General features: G+C 62.1%; 21 protein-coding genes. 13 read left to right on the forward strand and 8 right to left on the reverse strand.

The features are described from left to right. The 3 genes from EN906_RS04855 to EN906_RS04865 form a co-directional block, all read right to left on the reverse strand. Positions 1 to 842: sensor histidine kinase (locus tag EN906_RS04855; protein ID WP_164777099.1), on the reverse strand; the 842-nt coding region annotated here is incomplete at its 3' end. A gap of 178 nt (positions 843 to 1,020) precedes the next feature. Beyond that, a complete protein-coding gene (locus tag EN906_RS04860) occupies positions 1,021 to 1,188 on the reverse strand; it encodes a DUF1328 domain-containing protein (RefSeq protein WP_013529282.1) in 168 nt (55 codons plus the stop codon). 264 nt (positions 1,189 to 1,452) lie between these two features. Further along, the gene (locus tag EN906_RS04865) at positions 1,453 to 2,247 is read right to left on the reverse strand and encodes a response regulator (RefSeq protein WP_023810997.1); all 795 of its coding nucleotides are present in this window, start codon (positions 2,245 to 2,247) and stop codon (positions 1,453 to 1,455) included. A gap of 216 nt (positions 2,248 to 2,463) precedes the next feature. On the opposite strand from EN906_RS04865, the gene EN906_RS04870 reads away from it, so the two are divergent. Together EN906_RS04870 and EN906_RS04875 are read left to right on the forward strand one after the other, a co-directional pair. Then, positions 2,464 to 2,667, forward strand: a complete 204-nt coding sequence (locus EN906_RS04870; RefSeq protein ID WP_127269630.1) for a NepR family anti-sigma factor — start codon at positions 2,464 to 2,466, stop codon at positions 2,665 to 2,667. 3 nt (positions 2,668 to 2,670) lie between these two features. Beyond that, positions 2,671 to 3,222 carry an RNA polymerase sigma factor gene (locus tag EN906_RS04875; protein ID WP_013529285.1) on the forward strand — a complete coding sequence of 184 codons (552 nt, stop codon included), beginning with the start codon at positions 2,671 to 2,673 and terminating at the stop codon, positions 3,220 to 3,222. 13 nt (positions 3,223 to 3,235) lie between these two features. Here EN906_RS04875 and EN906_RS04880 read toward each other — a convergent pair whose 3' ends face one another. Continuing rightward, positions 3,236 to 3,607 carry a response regulator gene (locus EN906_RS04880; protein WP_127269631.1) on the reverse strand — a complete coding sequence of 124 codons (372 nt, stop codon included), beginning with the start codon at positions 3,605 to 3,607 and terminating at the stop codon, positions 3,236 to 3,238. Between the two features lie 147 nt (positions 3,608 to 3,754). Here EN906_RS04880 and EN906_RS04885 point away from each other — a divergent pair, with 147 nt between their 5' ends. From EN906_RS04885 to EN906_RS04895, 3 genes are all read left to right on the forward strand, one after another. Then, on the forward strand, positions 3,755 to 4,516 hold the full coding sequence (locus EN906_RS04885; protein WP_127269632.1) for a Crp/Fnr family transcriptional regulator: 762 nt from the start codon (positions 3,755 to 3,757) through the stop codon (positions 4,514 to 4,516). A gap of 128 nt (positions 4,517 to 4,644) precedes the next feature. Continuing rightward, entirely contained in the window at positions 4,645 to 4,971 is a 327-nt protein-coding gene (locus EN906_RS04890) for a DUF883 family protein (RefSeq protein ID WP_023811001.1), read from the forward strand. Positions 4,972 to 4,982: 11 nt separating this feature from the next. Beyond that, the gene (locus tag EN906_RS04895; RefSeq protein ID WP_127269173.1) at positions 4,983 to 5,441 is read left to right on the forward strand and encodes a hypothetical protein; all 459 of its coding nucleotides are present in this window, start codon (positions 4,983 to 4,985) and stop codon (positions 5,439 to 5,441) included. 15 nt (positions 5,442 to 5,456) lie between these two features. On the opposite strand, the gene EN906_RS04900 is transcribed toward EN906_RS04895, so the two are convergent. Beyond that, the gene (locus tag EN906_RS04900) at positions 5,457 to 6,989 is read right to left on the reverse strand and encodes an HWE histidine kinase domain-containing protein (RefSeq protein WP_127269172.1); all 1,533 of its coding nucleotides are present in this window, start codon (positions 6,987 to 6,989) and stop codon (positions 5,457 to 5,459) included. A 149-nt stretch (positions 6,990 to 7,138) separates the two neighbouring features. Here EN906_RS04900 and EN906_RS04905 point away from each other — a divergent pair, with 149 nt between their 5' ends. Further along, positions 7,139 to 7,339, forward strand: a complete 201-nt coding sequence (locus EN906_RS04905) for a hypothetical protein (protein ID WP_127269171.1) — start codon at positions 7,139 to 7,141, stop codon at positions 7,337 to 7,339. A gap of 29 nt (positions 7,340 to 7,368) precedes the next feature. Here EN906_RS04905 and EN906_RS04910 read toward each other — a convergent pair whose 3' ends face one another. Further along, positions 7,369 to 8,289: a diacylglycerol kinase family protein gene (locus tag EN906_RS04910; protein ID WP_127269170.1), complete on the reverse strand. Its 921-nt coding sequence runs from the start codon at positions 8,287 to 8,289 to the stop codon at positions 7,369 to 7,371. Between the two features lie 255 nt (positions 8,290 to 8,544). On the opposite strand from EN906_RS04910, the gene EN906_RS04915 reads away from it, so the two are divergent. Further along, positions 8,545 to 9,882 carry a PRC-barrel domain-containing protein gene (locus tag EN906_RS04915; protein ID WP_127269169.1) on the forward strand — a complete coding sequence of 446 codons (1,338 nt, stop codon included), beginning with the start codon at positions 8,545 to 8,547 and terminating at the stop codon, positions 9,880 to 9,882. 48 nt (positions 9,883 to 9,930) lie between these two features. On the opposite strand, the gene EN906_RS04920 is transcribed toward EN906_RS04915, so the two are convergent. Next, positions 9,931 to 11,499, reverse strand: coding sequence for an alkaline phosphatase family protein (locus EN906_RS04920; RefSeq protein WP_127271286.1), 1,569 nt, complete (start codon positions 11,497 to 11,499; stop codon positions 9,931 to 9,933). 226 nt (positions 11,500 to 11,725) lie between these two features. Between EN906_RS04920 and EN906_RS04925 the strand changes: the two genes are divergently transcribed. From EN906_RS04925 to EN906_RS04950, 6 genes are all read left to right on the forward strand, one after another. Then, positions 11,726 to 12,658 (forward strand): VOC family protein, encoded by a 933-nt coding sequence (locus EN906_RS04925; RefSeq protein WP_127268952.1) that lies wholly within the window; start codon positions 11,726 to 11,728, stop codon positions 12,656 to 12,658. 4 nt (positions 12,659 to 12,662) lie between these two features. Continuing rightward, entirely contained in the window at positions 12,663 to 13,283 is a 621-nt protein-coding gene (locus tag EN906_RS04930) for an alpha/beta hydrolase (protein WP_127268953.1), read from the forward strand. Between the two features lie 2 nt (positions 13,284 to 13,285). Then, positions 13,286 to 13,585, forward strand: coding sequence for a GNAT family N-acetyltransferase (locus tag EN906_RS04935; protein ID WP_013529296.1), 300 nt, complete (start codon positions 13,286 to 13,288; stop codon positions 13,583 to 13,585). A gap of 139 nt (positions 13,586 to 13,724) precedes the next feature. Beyond that, positions 13,725 to 14,783, forward strand: a complete 1,059-nt coding sequence (locus EN906_RS04940) for a dipeptidase (protein WP_127268955.1) — start codon at positions 13,725 to 13,727, stop codon at positions 14,781 to 14,783. A 98-nt stretch (positions 14,784 to 14,881) separates the two neighbouring features. Beyond that, complete coding sequence (locus EN906_RS04945) at positions 14,882 to 16,192, forward strand: flavin monoamine oxidase family protein (RefSeq protein ID WP_127268957.1); 1,311 nt, start codon at positions 14,882 to 14,884, stop codon at positions 16,190 to 16,192. Positions 16,193 to 16,402: 210 nt separating this feature from the next. Then, a complete protein-coding gene (locus EN906_RS04950; RefSeq protein WP_127271289.1) occupies positions 16,403 to 16,813 on the forward strand; it encodes a hypothetical protein in 411 nt (136 codons plus the stop codon). 112 nt (positions 16,814 to 16,925) lie between these two features. Here the strand turns inward: EN906_RS04950 and EN906_RS04955 are convergent. Further along, the coding region (locus EN906_RS04955) for a response regulator (RefSeq protein ID WP_127375084.1) at positions 16,926 to 17,427 on the reverse strand (502 nt) is incomplete at its 5' end.

The raw sequence follows: 17,427 nt of genomic DNA on the forward strand, positions 1-17,427 counted from the left end.
GTTCCCGTGTCGGCGGCGGTCAGGTTGGCTGTAACATTGACGAATCCATCGGGCCGCGACAGGGCGCCATAGCTCACCGAATTGACGGCGAGTTCATGCATCGCAAGGCCGATATGCAGGGCAGCGTTGGGATTGAGATAGGGGTTGGCCCCCTGAAACCTCAGGCTGCGAACCGGATCGCCGCCGTAGCGGCCCACTTGGCCCGATACGAGTTCGCGAAGTGCGGCGCCCCGCCAGTTGGAAGAGGTCACGAGATCCTGGGACGAAGCCAGCGATTGCAGCCGGCCGCGAAAACGTGTCAGGAAATCGCCGATGCTGTCGGAGTAGCGACCGGTCTGGGTGGCTATGCTCTGGATGATCGCCAGCAGGTTTTTCGAGCGATGGCTCACCTCCCGCAACAGCGTCGTCAGGGTCTGCTCACGGCGCTTCTGCTCGGTCGTCTCGACCATCGTGGTGACGACGCCTTGCACCGTGCCGCCGTCGCCGTGGTCGGCATCGATCCAGACCTCAAACCAGCGGCTGCCATCCTCGACGGGAACGCTGATCTCGAGACGTTGGGGGTTGCCGGATGCAATGACGTCGCGCTTGGCCGCGCCGATGCGGTCGGCCTGCGCCTCCGGCAAAATACCGATGCTGTCGGCGGTGTCCGAAACCCAGGGCGCACGCATGTTGCGCGCCCATACGGTTTTCATCTCGCGATCCTGGTAGAGAACGGAAATGCCGGCATTGTGCAACGCGTGAAGAAGGGCGCGGCCGAGCTGCATGCCGCTTTCGGCAGGATGGAGGGCGATGACTTCATCGCTTTGCACGTCGTCCTTCCTGTTTCCGGTCCTGGAACCCATCGGCCAAACTGTCCACCCAATTCAGGCTGAACGGCTCACCGGTGAATGGGTTCCAAAGAGGTTTCCCGAACCCGCCGCCAAAAAACGGTCCGCCGGACGGCGTCCTTTGAAGGACACCGCCCGGCGGTGGCTGGAAACCGTTTGAGGGGTGCGGCTTCCAGTGTTCGGCCGTCCGTCTTTACGAAGCCCTTTTGAACAGGCCCGCAAGAAGCGAAATGACCAGGAAAGCGAGGAAGATGAAAAACAATATCTGCGCTATGCCGGCAGATGTACCGGCGATGCCGCCGAAACCAAGCGCGCCGGCGATGATCGCAACGACGAGAAATACGAGCGCCCAGTAAAGCATGATGCATCTCCTTCGAATGATGCGATAAAAACGTGGGTGGTTGCGGTTTGTTCCCACCCTTTGCCGAAAAAGACCGAGCTTGCAATTCGTTCGGCAGCCGGACGCGCAGGAAATTCGCCCTCACCGCCCGATGCGTGGATCAGGCGGCCCGAAGTGAAGAATTGAAGAATTGAGTTGATGAATTGACGATTTTGATGATCTGGAGAAATCGGCGAGCGAGGCTATCGCCTTCAATCCTCAATTCCTCCACTCCTCAATTCGCGACTATGCGGCTGCTTTCGCCTGCCGGTCAAAAAACAGTGCCTGGCTGATCAGCGCCTTGACCATGTCGGGATTGAACGGCTTGGTGACCAGGAAGGCTGGTTCCGGTCGTTCACCAGTCAACAGGCGCTCGGGGAAGGCGGTGATGAAGATGACCGGCACCGACGTCGATGACAGGATCTCGTTCACGGCCTCGATGCCGGAACTGCCGTCGGCAAGCTGGATGTCGGCCAGCACCATCTTCGGCCGTGTCTTGCCGAACATCATCACGGCCTCGGCATGGGTGCGCGCCGTTCCAACGACCCGGTGCCCGAGGCTCTCGACCATTTCTTCGATATCCATGGCGATCAGCGGTTCATCCTCGATGATCAGAACGTCGGTTGCCACCTGGCGGGATATCTCGTTGCTCGCCTGGGCAAGCAGCTCTGAAAACTCCTGGTCGCCGACGTCGAGGATCTCAGCCGCTTCGTCCTCGCTGAAGCCTTCGACAGCCACGAGGAGGAAGGCCTGACGGGGCCGCGGCGCGATCGCATTCAGATTGGCGGCGGTGCGCTGTTCCCACGCCGATTGCGCCTGCTCCTGTGGAACGCGGATGGCGACCGATGTGAACAGCTTGGCGAAAACCTTGTACAGCGCGATGCGGTCGCTCGATGCTTCGGGAAATATCTCGATATCGGCGATGATGGCCTCGAGCATCGCGGCTACCAGCGCATCACCACTCTCTTGCGACCCGGAAACAGCCCGCGAGAAGCGGCGCAGGAAGGGCAGATGTGGTGCGATGGTGGCGGATAAGCTCATGGTAAGACGTCTCCCTCAGAATGACGTGAATGCGTAGCAGGTCAAGCTGACTGCAAGCCCTGACGATAACGCGGATTTTTAGAAAAAGTTCCGCCTCGACGGAACAAATACCGGGGAGGGGCGTTTGGGGTCGGGATGGGCAACCAGACGAGGGCGCCGCTTGCGTTGTGTTGAGTATGATAAGAGCGGTTTGAGCGCTGGGAATACAAGGGCAAAATGAAGGATATGACGAAAGATATTCTGGCTGGCGCCGAGAGCAGGCGCCGGAACGGTTCTGGTGATGCTCTTGGGCCGAACTCCGAAATCGGACGCAAACTCAAACAATATTACGACGCGCTGGTCTCCGACGATGTGCCGGATCGCTTTTCCCAGTTGCTTAGCCAGCTGGAACGGGCTGAACCCGCACAGAAGAAGGACTGAGGCATGGCCGCGGTCTCACAAGGCTTCAAGACCGATCTGCTTGGGGCAATCCCAAGTCTGCGCGCGTTCGCCGTGTCGCTGACGCAAAATGCCGACAAAGCCGACGACCTCGTCCAGGAAACGCTCGTCAAGGCCTGGGACAAGCATGAGAGCTTCCAGCCCGGCACCAATCTCAAGGCCTGGCTTTTCACCATCCTGCGCAACGAGTTCTATTCGCAGATGCGCAAGCGCGGGCGCGAAGTGCAGGACAGCGACGGTATCATGACGGCCAGGCTTGCCGTTCATCCGGCCCAGCACGGCCAGCTCGACCTGAAGGATTTTCGCGGCGCCCTGGAGCAATTGCCGGAGGACCAACGCGAAGCCATCATCCTCATCGGCGCATCTGGTTTCTCCTACGAGGAGGCCGCCGAGATCTGCGGTTGCGCGGTGGGAACGATCAAGAGCCGCGTCAGCCGAGCCCGTACGCGCTTGCAGGAGATCCTGAAAATATCAGGCGAGGACGAGTATGGTCCGGACGCAATTTCGGCCCAGGTAACGAGCTCGCCGGCGAGCTGACCGCGATCGTGTCTCAAGCGCGTCCGCAGGCCGCGGCGACCGCTTGCACGAGGTCTTCACCCGAATAGGGTTTGCCAACCAGCCTGACGCCCGGAAACGATGCCTTGATTTCATCGACATCCGAATAGCCCGACGCAAACACGAAAGGTATGCCTGCCGCGCGCAGCCCGGAGGCGAAATCGATGGTTGAGGCGCCGCCCAGCATCAAGTCGACAATGGCTGCATCGAATCGCGTGGCGACCTCGCGGCCATCGACCTCGGTCAGGTCACGGGCGATCACCACCTCATCGGCGCCATGGTCGCGGCAAAGCTGCTCGACGTCCATGGCGATCAGAAATTCGTCCTCCAGGACCAGAATCCGCAATCCGTCGAGCAATGTGGGCACAGGCAAAGACTCCTTGAAACGCCGGAGTCATGATCGCTAATTCGCTTGCTGTCATTTAAAAAAGACATGTGGCAAGCGGGCGGAACCTCAATCCTTGCAACGCGTTGAAACGCGCTCTCCAAGAGCGGCTTTCGAAGGGGGGTCGAAATGTCGGTTCAGAACAATAGCGCTTTCTCCAGCCGCCAATATCCTTGCGAGAACTGCCCATTGCGGCCGTTGCCGATTTTTCGCGATTTCGAAAAACAGGAACTGGCCTTCATCAGCAAATTCAAGAAGGGCGAACTCGCAGTCGAAAAGGGTGGCACGGTGCTGGTGGAGGGAAGCCATAGCGCCCATCTCTACACCGTGCTCTCCGGCTGGGCGTTTCGCTACAAGCTGTTGCTGGACGGCCGCCGCCAGATTCTCAACTATCTCATGCCCGGTGATCTGATTGGCCTGCAAGGCAGTGTGATGGGCGAGATGCAGCATTCCGTGGAGGCACTGTCGCCGATGCTGCTGTGTGTTTTCGAGCGCGAATATCTGCATGAGCTGTACCGCAATCATCCCGGGCTGGCCTATGACATCACCTGGATCGCATCGCGTGAAGAGCGGATGCTGGACGAGAATCTGCTCAGCCTTGGGCGCCGCAGTGCGATCGAGCGCGCTGCCTATCTCATCGCCTTCATCGGCAGCCGCGCCAAGGTTGTCGGACTGAATGGCAACCAATCCGTCCAGATACCGATCACGCAACAGCACATCGCCGATACGCTTGGCCTGTCGCTGGTTCACACCAACAAGACGATCCGCAAGCTGATGGATCGCAAGCTGATCGTCTGGCGCGACGGCGGCTGCGTGGTTTCCGACAATGAAGGGCTCAAGCGGCTCGCCGGCTGGGAAGGGCTGGGTGAAGCGCGCCGGCCATTAATCTAAGGAAGCGTGTTTTGCCGGAGCCGGCGGACCGGGTGCGCGCCGATGCGTTTTCGGCTACTTTGTCCCCAATGCCGGAACCTTGAGACGCGCAGCGCGTTTGAAACCAAGCAATCACAAGGAGTTAAGCCATGGCCACTGCCGCAGGAAAGACCGCAAACGACGCCCGTGCAAATGCGGACCTGGAAGCCGACATCAGGCAGTTGAAGGCCGACATCGACAAGCTCACCAAACAACTGGCCAAGACCGGCGAGCATGGCTATGGCACCGCGCGCCGCGCAGCCACGGAAGGGGTCGAACAGTTGCGTGCGCAGGGCGAAGCAGCCTTTGACAGCCTGCGCAGCAATGCCAAGGACATCGAAGCGCAGATGATGGCAAGCGTGCGTGAAAAGCCGGTGACGTCACTGGCGATCGCCGCCGGCGTAGGCTTCCTTTTCGCGCTCATCGCGCGTCGCTAGTCGCGCTCCAGATGGGAATGTTGGCAACCCTGATCTCGGGCCTCGCCTCGGGGGAAACCGTGGCCGCCATACACCGGGCGCGCACGGCGGCAATCGTCTATGTGATCGCCATGGCCGCCGCACTTTGCGGTCTCGTTTTTCTTGTCGGGGCCGCCTATATCTGGACGGCGATGCGCTATGGGCCGCTTGCCGCGGCACTGGGGTTTGGCGTCGGTTTCCTGGTGCTTGCCGGACTTATCCTGCTGATCTACCGGATCTCCGCAGGCTCACGCGCCCGGCGCCGGGCGCAGCGCCGCAATGCCGACATGAAGGCGATCGGCATCACCGCCGCACTCGCCGTGCTGCCGAGTCTGCTCAAGGGAAAAGGCGGTCTCGGCGTCATTCTGGGGCCGGCCGTGGCGCTCGCGGCCTACGCCATCTACCGCGAGAATGTGAAATCCGACGATCTGGATGAGAGCGAACGGATATAGAGCTGTTGGGAGAGGTCACTTTGACAACTCTTCCAGCGGCATCGATATTTCGGCAAACACGCCTTCCGGCCGGAATTCATGGGTCACTTCGCTGGAAATGACCTTGGCTAGGCTGCGGCGAATGAGGATCGAGCCGAAGCCGTGCCGATCCGGCGGAGCGACTTGCGGGCCGCCGCTTTCGCGCCAGGTCAGCACAAGACGCCGGGCATCCCTCCTGCCTTGCATCCTCCAGCCGAGATCGACCCTGCCTGACGGCACCGACAGCGAGCCATATTTCAGCGCGTTGCTGGCCAGTTCATGCAGGATCAGGCCAAGCCCGACGGCCTGGTCGGGCGACAGCAGCAGGTCGTCGCCGGAGATCGTCATGCGCGGCTGCTCGGCCGTTTCGAAAGGTTTGACCTCGATCTGAACGAGTTCACTGATGCCAATGCCGCGCCACTCGCGGTCCGACAACAGATTGTGGGCGATGCCCAAGGCCTGAAGCCTGGCGCCGAACGCCTCGAGGAACTCGCTTGGCTGGCGGGCATGGCGCACGGTCTGCGTTGCCAGCGCCTGGACGGTCGCCAAAGTGTTCTTGACGCGATGGTTGAGCTCACGCAGCAGCAGCCGTTGGCGTTCGTCGCCGAGCTTACGCTCGGAGATGTCGTAGTTGACGCCGAAGATCAAGGTCGGCTTGCCGTCGCCGTCACGCTCGATGACACGGCCGCGCGTGGCGAGCCAGCGCGGCGGATGAAAGCCCTTCACCCGGTATTCGCCGAAATAGTCGTCGCTGCCGGTCAGGGCGTCGCGAAAGCGGGTTTCGGTCTGGTAGACGTCACGCGGATCGATGGCGGTGAGGATGTCGCGTGCGCGCAGCCGGTTGGATCGCGGCAGGCTGAACAGCTCCGACATCAATGTGTCGCATTCGATGATATCGGTGCGGATATCCCATGCCCAACTAGCGAGCGACGCCGCATCGAGTGCGATGGCGCGTCGTTTTTCCTCGCGAACCAGTGCGGCCTCGGCGATCGCGCCGCTGCGGGTTGTGTCCTTGAGGGTGAACAGGCTGGCGGCGAGGCCGGCGAGCGACTTCAACTGGTCGAGCTCAGCGTGGGATGGAAAACCATGCGGCGAGCGGTCGAGCACGCACAGCGTGCCGATGCGGGCACCTGCCACAACCATCGGCGCGCCGGCATAGAAGCGGACATGGTGCTTTCCGGTGACCAGCGGGTTGGTCTTGAAACGGGGATCCGTCGTTGCATCCACCACCACCATCGGTTCGTCGCCGGCGGCAATCGCATGGGCGCAGAAGGAGACGTCGGTCGCGGTTTCGGCCTCGTCCAGGCCGAAGCAGGATTTGAACCACTGCCGTTCGAGGTCGACGAGCGTGACCAGGGCCATCGGCACCTGCATCACCGCCGCGGCAAGGCTGCTGACGCGGTCGAAATCGGGATCGGCCGCTGTATCCAGCACCTCCAACCCGTGCAGCACGGCGAGCCGGTCAACATCCTTGACTGCGCGCGCAACTTCGGCCGGCAGCTCGGGCACTGTTTGCGTCTTGCCAGTCACCCCACTTGCCTCGTCCCGGTCTTCGCCGTCGCCTGCTTGCGCTGGTGCAAGGCCAGCGCGCTTTTCCGGAACCATCCTAGCGAGGAACCGTTACCCGACCATGATTTGCCGAGCGCGCCAGCTGGTGCAGAATGAGACAGGGATCGAGCATGGCCAAGATCATTCCAGAAAACAAGGCGCGGCAGGGGCGATGGGGCTGGCATGGATTTCGAATCCTGATCGCCGCATTGCTTCTGGTGTTTGCTGCGTGGGGCATTGCCGAGATTTATGGTGTGTTGATCAAGGCGCCAACCAGCGATGAACAGCATGTCCCCACGCCCAGCACCACCGAGCAGGCTCCTGCTGGCTAAAGCCGGTTTGTTCGTTGCAACGCATCGCATCAGGCGGCTCTCGATTGGGCCGCGCTCGCCGGCACCAGTACATTCAGCGCGCCAGGCTGGATTTCGATTACCGTTTCACGGTCAAGCCTGACCAATTCGCCGTCCATCACAGCGCGAAACTTGCGGCTGCTCGAATGGATTTTCAGCACCGTTCTGTTCGTCTGGTGGATTTCGACATGTTCGTTGTCGCGCCATTTGCCGCGCGCCACGTTGAAGAAAAACTTGACCAGTTCGGCGCGCTGCTTCGCCACCGTGACATAGACACCGAGTACGCCGCCCGCCGGATTGTCGGCGTAAGGCAAATGGCCTTCGCCGAACAAATTGTTGGTGATGCCGATGCCGGTGATGCGTGCCGCCATTTCGGCTTCGCCGATGCTGAGCGTCACATTCATCGCAGGTGGATTGTTGATCGTCGCCCAAGCCGCTTTGGCCGAGGCGCGGATCTTTCCCAACCGCGAACCGAACTCCATCTTCTGGCGCAGTTGCACCATCTTTGCATGCATGCCGATCGAGAACTGATGTATGAAAGGTTGGCCATTGGCTGTCGCCACGTCGACCGCGATGATTTCGCCGTCGGCGAAGGATTTCAGCGCTCCATCGAGTGACTGCGGAATGCCCAACCCCCGCGCGAACAGGTTCATGGTGCCGGCCGGCAATATGGCAAGCGCCTTCTTCGTGCCCATCAGCCGCGCGGCCGCGGCGGAAATGGTCCCATCGCCGCCACCCGCCAGCACGACGTCGACAGAGCGACGCGAAGCCGCGCTGTCGAGCGTTTCCACCACGTCCTTGCCGGCGACAATTTCGATGCTGAGCGAGTGCCCTGCCGTCTCCAGCGTCTGATGCATCCTGTCGGAGAAGGCGACGAGGTCGGTGGTGCGCAAAGTGCCGCCATCCCGGTTCAGCACCGCTGCGAATTTCATACCCCGCTCCACCATGTCAGCCAAAAAGTGGCCGGGACACGCCCAGCCGATGGCTGAAACGCGGCGGCGACGGAAAAGGTTCCCTTGACACGAACGGGCTTCTAAGCCGCTCGATCATTTCTGTGATTTCGATTTCCGGACGGCGCGGTTTTGTCGGAACAACAGACTGGTCACAACGTTGTGAACCTGTAGATGCCGCGTCCGACTTTCCGGCGAAGACGCGGCGCATGAGATCAGGCACGAGGAGAGACTATCATGATCCGCAATCTTTTAGCCACGACCGCACTCGCAACACTGATCGCGACGGGCGCATATGCGCAGAGCGCGACGACCCCGGCGCCGGCACAGAGCCCAGCCGTTCAGGAGTCAGGCGCCGCGACGGTCCGCGCAGAGGGCAGCATCGTCACCAACATCATCGGTGAATCCGTCTACAACGGCACCGGCGATGATGCCGAGAACATCGGCAATGTCAGCGACGTCGTCTTCGACAAGGATGGGCAGGCGAAATCCGTCGTCATCGACGTTGGCGGTTTTCTGGGTGTCGGTGCCAAGAGCGTCGCCTTCGAGTACGGCAAGCTGCAGTGGGCCGAAAAGAATGGTGACCGCTGGCTGGTAGCCCAGACGACCAAGGACGAGTTGACCGCTCAGGCGGAATTCGACAGCCAGCCCTACAGTCCGGCCCCCGCACCTGCGGCATCGACCGACGCGACCGCACCTACGGCACCTGCTACGACGGATACGGCACAAAAGCCGGCCGACATGAACGCCGCTCCGGCGGAACCGGTAAAGCGCGCGGACGGTAACCTTGCCACCAACATCATCGGTGAAGACGTATATAACGGAACCGGTGATGACGCGCAGAATATCGGCGACGTCAACGACATCGTGCTGACCAAGGAAGGCAAGGCCGAGTCCCTGGTCATCGGCGTGGGCGGTTTCCTTGGCCTCGGCGCCAAGAATGTCACCTATGATTTCTCTAAGGCGCAGTGGGCCGAGAAGAATGGCGACCGCTGGCTGGTGGCCCAGACCACCAAGGAAGAGCTGCAGGCGCAGCCCGATTTCGACCGCAAGGCCTATGATCCGGCGCCGGCCACGACGGCTTCCAACGAGCCTGCGGCCACCGCTCCGGCTGCTGTGCCGTCCGACACGACGGCTCCTGCTGTCGCTCCGGCAGATAAGACCGCCGAAGCTCCGGCAGCGACCACCCCTGACGCCTCGGCTCCCGACCAGACACAGACTGCCGCCATCGACAAGTCGACGTTGACCGAGATGCCGGTCGGCGAGATTCGTGCCGATGACCTGAAGGGCACGACTGTCTACGGCGCAAACGACGCCAGGGTAGGCGAAATCGGCGATGTCGTGCTTGCGCCTGACAACAAGACGGACGCGGTGATCGTCGACGTTGGCGGCTTCTTAGGCGTCGGTGAAAAGGAGGTCGCGGTTGGTATGGATAATCTCAAATTCATGACCGACAAGGACGGCAACAAATATCTTTACACGACCTTCACCAAGGAACAGCTCGAGGCTCAAACCGCCTATGATAAAGGCAGTTACGCCGAACAGCGCGATCAGCAGCGCATGATCGTAAGGTAATTCTGTTCAGCCCAATGAAGCCCGCGCTGGCAACGGCGCGGGCTTTATTTATGTGTGGCCAGGTGGCAGGCCAGCGGCATGGCCGACGAGGCCGTTCTGGGTCAATTCGGCCAGCGCCAGCGACTGGTCGAGATGTTCGGCCCGCCAGGCGAGCAGCCGTTCGGCGAATTCCAGGCGCACGGTGAGATGGCCGGGGTCGGCCGCGAGATTGTCCAGCTCGCCCGGATCGCTTTTTAGATCAAAGAGCAGCGGCGGCAGATTGCCGCCGAAATGCACATATTTGAAATGCTCCGTGCGGATAACGGCGAGGTTGCATTGGCGTGCGGCGATGCCGAAATGGTTTTCGGCCTCGCCCGCGGCAATCGAGCGGAAGTCAAACTCCCAATGTGCGGCATCGCGCCAGGCCGTAGGGGTTTCTCCGCCCAGGAACGGCTTCAGCGAGGCGCCGTCGAGATGCGGCGCGGGCTTTTGGCCGAGCAGGTCGAGAAGCGTCGGCAAAATGTCGACCGCTTCGGTGAAGCTGTCGACACTGCCGCCGGTCGCCTTGCCTTGGCGCGGATCGCGAATGATCAGCGGAATGTGGTAGCTGCCGTCGAAATAGCCGCCCTTGCCCAGCATGAAATGGTCGCCCATCATCTCGGCATGGTCCGAGGTCAGAACGATGATGGTGTCGTCCCACGCGCCTGCGGCCTTAACCGCTTTCCAGACGCAGCCGAGTTGCGCATCGACCTCGGAAATCATGCCGTAATAGATCGCGCGGATGCGGCGAAAATCGTCATCGCTCCAGTCGTGCACCTTGCCTCTGGCGTCTGGGCGGAATTTTATCTGTTTCTGCCGGCCGAGATCATAGGCAAGATAGGGATGGTTTTCCGCCTCTTCGTGCCAGCTTGCCGCGCGCCGGAAGGCCGGGCTGTCAGCCGGATCGTACATCGTGTTGTAGGGCTCCGGCACAATGAAAGGCGGGTGCGGGCTGATGAAGGAAAGATGCGCGAACCACGGCGTGGCGTCCTCCTGTTCGCCAAGCCAACGCGTGAATTCGCCGGTCAGGAAAGCCGCCGGCGTTTGTTGCCCGGAGTAGACGGGCGGCGCGTTGCTGATGGTCCCGGCCACGCCGTCGGCCAGCGGACGGTGGATGTCGGGGGACCCGGCGCTGGCGTCGACACCTTGCAGTTCCAGCCAGGATAGCCATTGCTTCTGGTGCTCGGGCAGCAACTGGCGCACCGTAAAGCCCGGCAGCACGCCTTCATAGCTTTGCAGCCGCGGATCGCCCGGCGCCAGCAGGCGCGGATCGAGCGAGACGTCGGTGTAGCCGAACAGCGTCGGATCATAGCCCAGGGCGCGAGCCGAGAGCGCGATGTTGCCGTGGCGAGCGTCGAGCGGCGTGCCGTTGCGGCAGACGCGGTTGTTCATCTGGTAGAGGCCGGTGTAGAGGCAGGCGCGAGCGGGCGAACAGGGTGCCGCGCCGCCATAGTGCCGCTTGAACAGCACACCCTCCGCGGCCAAAGCGTCGGTATTGGGCGTCTGCACGACCGGATGGCCGGCTGCGGACAGACAATCGCCACGCCACTGATCGCATGTGATCAGGAGAATGTTGGGCCGCCTGGCTTTTCCAGTCACTCACGATACCTTTTTCGCGGGATGTCGAACGCCGTTCATGGAACCGAATTCCGGCCACGGCGCAAGCCCGACTCTGCGGGCCAATTGGTGAACGAACCTTGTTCCATCGTTCACTTTTACGACACAGTCCATTCTGTGTTTGCCGCCTTTGCCTAAACTGCTCTGGTCCTCATATTGGCGTGGACAGCGGCGAGGGCCGCACATGCACCAAGGAAGGAGCAAGACAATGCTCGACCAGATCAAGGGCCTGCATCACGTCACATCGATGGCCAGGGATGCCCGCCAGAACAACGAATTCTTCACCAGGAAACTCGGCCAGCGCCGGGTCAAGAAGACCGTCAATTTCGACGCGCCCGACGTCTACCACCTCTATTACGGTGACGAGACCGGCACGCCGGGTTCGGTGATGACCTATTTCCCTTTCCCCGATATAGGCAAGGGCCGGCATGGGGTCGGGGAAGTCGGAACCACCGTCTACTCGGTGCCGGAAGGCACGCTTGGCTATTGGGAAAGCCGTTTTGCCGATGAGGGCGTCACCGGCCTGTCGCGCGAAGAGACCTTCGGCGAGAAGCGCCTGGCTTTTGCCGGACCGGATGGTGACGGCTTCGCGCTGGTCGAGGGCAAGGGTGACGGCAGAGCACCCTGGGCGAAAGGCGGTGTTCCGGTCGACCAGGCGATCCGCGGTTTACATTCGGTATCGCTCAGGCTGAAGGATGGCGGCGCCACCGAGGAGCTGCTGAAGTTCATGGGCTATGAGGAAGTCGACAAGTCCGGCAATCTCAGGCGGCTGGCGGTGAAGAACGGCAATGGCGCCGACGTCATCGACATCGAATCGCTGCCGAGCACGGCCTTCGCCGATCTCGGTGCCGGCTCTGTCCATCACGTCGCCTTCGCGGTCGAGAACCGCGCCAGGCAGCTCGAGGTACGCAAGGCGTTGATGGACACCGGTTATGGGGTGACGCCGGTGATCGATCGCGACTACTTCTGGGCGATCTATTTCCGCACACCGGGTGGCGTGCTGTTCGAAGTCGCCACCAACGAGCCGGGTTTCGATCGCGACGAGGATACCGCTCATCTGGGCGAGGCGCTGAAGCTGCCGTCGCAGCACCAGCACCTGCGGCCGTATCTGGAACAGCATCTGCAGAGACTGGAAGGCTGAGGTCATGAGCAAGGACGCTTACATCTACAAGCTGCTGCCCGGTTCGCCGGGTGGTCCATTGCTGTTCGTCTTCCATGGCACTGGAGGCGATGAGAGCCAGCTTCTGTCGCTGGGGCGCGATCTCGCGCCCCAGGCAACCATTATCTCGCCGCGCGGCGATGTGTCCGAACAAGGTGCTGCGCGCTTCTTCCGCCGCACCGGCGAGGGCGTCTACGACATGGAGGATCTGGCACGGGCGACGATCAGGATGGCGGGCTTCGTCAAGGCCCATGTCGAAGCAGCGAAGCCATCGGCCGTGCTGGGTCTCGGCTATTCCAACGGCGCCAATGTCCTGGCCTCGGTGGTGTTCGCGGTTCCAGCCCTGTTCGACGCGTCGGTGCTGATGCATCCGCTGATCCCGTTCGAGCCGCAGGTGAAGGGCAGTCTCGCCGGCCGCCATATTCTGATGACCGCCGGCAAGCGCGATCCGATCTGCCCGCCGAACCTGACCACGCGGCTCGAGGCCTATTTGCGTGCCGACGGCGCCGATGTCACAGTGGAATGGCACGATGGCGGGCACGAGGTGCGGCCAAACGAGATCGAGGCGGCACGGCGGTTCTTTGCCGATGCTGCCCAAGGAGCATAGCGATGCCTGACCAACTGCCTGAGATCGAACTTGAGGATCGCGGTTCCAAGGGCCGCTATGTCCTGCGTGGACCCGATGGCGCAGAGGCCGAGATGACCTTCACCAAGATCGGTGAGCACCAGATCATCATCGACCACACCGAAGTGCCGGACGTCTTTCGCGGCCAGGGTGCCGGGCTTCGCCTCGTCACCCGCGCCGTCGAGGATGCGCGTGCGGCGGGTAAGAAGATCATCCCGCTCTGCCCGTTCGCCAACGCCCAGTTCCGCCGCCATCAGGAATGGGCCGACGTGCTGAAGCGGTAGGGATTTCGTTGCCTGAAACGTTGCGGCAAGCGGCTGCCATCCTCCCGGGGCGGTCTGGCATTTGCGCGGGTGGCGCATCCTGCCTAAGTAGGTATGGTATATCTCAGCCGCCGCCGACAAACGAACCGAATGATCCCCTATGACCGAAACCGATCTCGTTCCCGTCTTCGACGGCCACAATGATACGTTGCTCAGACTCTATCAGTCGAAAGACACGGACGTCGAAAAGCTGTTCATCGAGGGGAAATCGGGCGGCCATATCGACCTGCCGCGCGCGAAAGCCGGCGGCTTCGCCGGGGGCATGTTCGCCATCTTTCCGCCACCTGTCGAGAAATCCAGGCGCGGCGCCGTGCCCCTGGCGCCGAGCGCCGCCGAACCGCTGCCCCCCGAGGTTCCGCGCAATGAGGCGCTGACCTCGACCATCGCGATGGCCTCGATCCTGTTCAGGCTGGAACGGGCCGGAGCGCTCACCGTCTGCCGCAGCGCCGGCGATGTGCGCGGTGCCATGGCGCAAGGCTCGATCGCCGCAGTGTTCCACATCGAAGGGGTCGAGGCGATCGATCCCGAGCTCACCATGCTCGACGTGCTGCATGAAGCCGGCCTGCGTTCCCTCGGCATCGTCTGGAGCCGGCCGAACGCCTTCGGCCACGGCGTGCCGTTCCGCTTCCCGTCCTCGCCCGACACCGGCCCCGGCCTCACCGATGCCGGCAAGGCGCTGGTCAAGGCCTGCAACCAGTTGAAGATCATGATCGACCTCTCGCATCTCAACGAGAAGGGCTTTCGCGATGTCGCGGCGCTCAGCGATGCGCCGCTGGTCGCGACCCATTCCAACGTGCACGCGATCTGCGGCCATTCGCGCAACTTGACCGACTGGCAGCTCGGCGCGATCCGCGAAACCGGCGGCATGGTCGGGCTGAACTTCGCAACCGGCTTCCTGCGCGAGGATGGTCGCATGAATGCCGACACAAGCCTCGACATCATGGTGCGGCATATCGATTCGCTGCTGCAGGCGCTGGGTGAGGACGGCGTTGGTCTTGGCTCCGATTTCGACGGCGCCATGATCCCGGCCGTCATCGGGGATGTCGCCGGCCTGCCGAAGCTGATCGATGCATTGGCGGCACGCGGTTTCGGCCGCGCACTGATCGAAAAAATCGCCTATCGCAACTGGCTCAATATGCTCGAGAAAACGATAGGTTAGAGACAGCCTGCGGCATGGCGTGTGCGGCCCGCCGGCATATGTCGACAAGGACATACTTCGTCGGTGGAAGCCGGATGCGATTGGGTGGATAGCCGGCAATGCTGAAGACCTTCACGGATGAGGGCGGCGAATTCGAGCGAACCGATGTCGTCATCGTCGGTGCGGGTTTCACAGGCCTGTCGGCGGCGCTCGAGATGAAGAAGGCCGACATCGATTTCATTCTGCTCGAAGCAGGCGACCGCGTCGGCGGACGCGTCGAGTCCCGCCTGAACGGACTTGGCGAACGGATCGATAGTGGCGGCCAGTTCCTGTGCGAGGACATGCCGGAATTGATGGCGCTGATCGAGGCGCGCGGCAAGACGCTGGTTGAAACCTATGTCGATGGCGATTTCATCACCCAGCCGACGATGTCCGTACAACGAGCAGAGCGGATCTATGACGCGGCAATGGCAATCCGCGAGCGCATGAACGGGATCGATCCGGACGACGTCTCGATTGCCGGACTGACCGTTGCCGACTGGCTTGCCCGCCAGCGCGATTCGGCCGACGCCAGGGCCGTCTTCCGTTCGATGATCGAAGGTCTCTGGTGCATGACGCTGGATCAGATTCCTCTCTGGTATCTGATCGACAATGACCGACGCGTCACCAACGAGGTGCCGGAGCTGCAATATTTCGTGCGCGAAACCATGCATTCACTGGCCGACGATCTGGCCCGCGACCTCAGTGATCGGTTGCGGCTCAGCGAGCCGGTCACGCGCATCGAGTATAGTTCGCAAGGTGTTCTTGTCGTTTCGGCCGGGGGTGCCATCGAGGCGCGCACGGTTCTGGTTGCCGTCCCCCCGGCGACGGTGACGGAGCTCGCCTTTGCCCCCGCCTTGCCATCTGGACTGGGGCGGGCGCTCGGCGCCTGGAAAAGCGGCGCGGCTATCAAGATCCTGGTGCGCTATGCCAAACCGTTTTGGCGCGGGCGGGATTTGAACGGCATGGTGATGTGGCTCGATCCGCCGGGGCTGTTTGCCTGCGACGCCGGCAAGGATGCGGAGCATGCCGCGCTCGTCGTGTTCGTCGGCGGGTCGCTCGCGCTGCGCTGGCGTGACCTCGGCGAGGTGGAACTGCGTGCGGAGGTGACCGGCCGGTTGGAGGCAGCCCTTGGCCCGGATGCCGGTGATGTCATCGATTTCAGTTTGCGTGACTGGGTAGGAGATCGCTGGAGCGGCGGCGCGTACAGCGATCTTGTTGTCGACGTGACAGCAAGAGATGCCGAGCGAACGATCCTTGCCGGCGCACCGCCGGTGTATCTCGCCTGTTCAGAACTCTCGCCGTCGTTTCCGGGGTATGTCGAGGGCGCCATCATTGCCGGGCGTATCGCCGCGCACAAGATCATTGCCGAGCTTCAAGCTCCGGTCTGAGCCTGGTCTTTTCGAAAAACTGTTTGGCAAGATCGGGTCAGGTTGCGCCTCGAGCCCGAGCGCCGTCGAAGCTATGCCCGATTTTGCCCGACTTCGCCCGAATGCTGTTTCGAATTGGTTACAGTGCCAGTCCTTCGCCACCCCATCGTCGTTACAAAGTGCGGATAAGTTCATTTCACCGCCAAAAGAAACTCAGCGAAGGGGAAGGCAATGCATGCGAAAATCCAGACGATCCGCGGCGAGAGCCGCCTTCAGGCTCCAGAGCGCAATGACCGCCGTCCGAAACTGGCGCTGCGCCAGCGGGCCAGCGACCACCCCATGGCGATGTTCATGGTGCTGGCTGCTTGCGCCTTCGTCGGCATGGCGTTCACGCCGACAATCGGGCCGGCCTTCGCTTCGTTGAATCCGCCGTCCAATCTCATCGACGGCGCGCAGACGACGACCAGGACCGCGCGTCTGCCGGTACCGGTGACCGACTTCGCCTGCAAGGGCCAGACCTGGGGTGCCGAGAGTATCGATTGCCTGCGCGCAATCGCCGAACAGTCCGGAACACACAAGAGCCGCGCCATCCGCATGATCGCCACTGCCGCACCGTTGGCCGACACGCCGAATATTTTCTGATTTTGTCGTAGCACGATCCGAAACCGTTCCCGTTTTGGGATCATGTTCTGGACTCCCCGAGCGCTCCCTCCAGCGCGCTCTTCTTCGGCCCCCGCCCCCGGGGGCCTCTTTTTTATCCTTTAAAGGCCGCCTGTTCGGCAATGGCAGACAGCACACTGCGCACATCAAGCGTGCTGAACGGCTTTTCCAGGATCTGCGGCCGCTGCTGTGCCGGCAGGGCCTCGATTTCGGCTTTCGCACCGATCAGGTCGCCTGTGACCAGCACGAAACGCCGCGCCAGGTCAGGCTTTTCGGCGAGCAGCTCGCGATAGATCGATATGCCGCTGACGCCGGGCATGCGCAGGTCCGAAAAGACGATGTCCGGCGGCATGTGGCCGCTCAAAGTGGCGGCGGCCGATTCCCAGACAGGAACGATCCGCGACTTGATGCCCATCAGCTCGAGAATGTCGGAGAGCGAGCCGGCGACATCCGGCTCGTCGTCGATGATCAAGGCATGGCGCAGGCCGCTCGATCGCGGCTGGTTGTCGCCGGCGGTGGCGAGGCCGGCCACGATGGCCGGCAGCTGGACGACGAAACGCGCGCCTCTCGGGAGCACTTCCTCGAACCAGACATTG

Origin of the sequence: Mesorhizobium sp. M7A.F.Ca.CA.004.06.1.1, assembly GCF_003999135.1 — a bacterium.
Taxonomy (GTDB): domain Bacteria; phylum Pseudomonadota; class Alphaproteobacteria; order Rhizobiales; family Rhizobiaceae; genus Mesorhizobium.